At 34.2% G+C, this 269-nt stretch carries 1 protein-coding gene; it reads left to right on the forward strand.

What is annotated here, in order from left to right; genetic code table 11:
- Positions 1–24: 24 nt before the first annotated feature.
- A partial coding sequence (locus AOA60_RS32410; protein ID WP_218240873.1) for a hypothetical protein occupies positions 25–269 on the forward strand: 245 nt, incomplete at its 3' end.

Consider the following 269-nt stretch of genomic DNA (forward strand, 5'->3'; position numbering starts at 1 on the left):
ATGAAAGAATTTTAGGTGATTTATGTGTACATCATTGCATCATTTGAGTATTCACCATATCTTGAAGTGACGTTGAAGAAGTTAGAAGAAAAAGAAATTAAGCAAGATCAAATTATTGCATTACCACTGGATAAAAGGTCGGAAGAAAATCGGATCATAGAAAGTGTTGATTTGTCTTCTGGTTCAAGTCGATTAGATTATGCTTTTGTATCTGGCCTTATCTTTATGCTCCTTGGGACGATCTATGGTTTTGAACTAACTATTGGTCC

The organism is Pseudomonas sp. 2822-17 (assembly GCF_002742485.1).
In the GTDB taxonomy this organism is placed as follows: domain Bacteria; phylum Pseudomonadota; class Gammaproteobacteria; order Pseudomonadales; family Pseudomonadaceae; genus Aquipseudomonas; species Aquipseudomonas cyclaminis.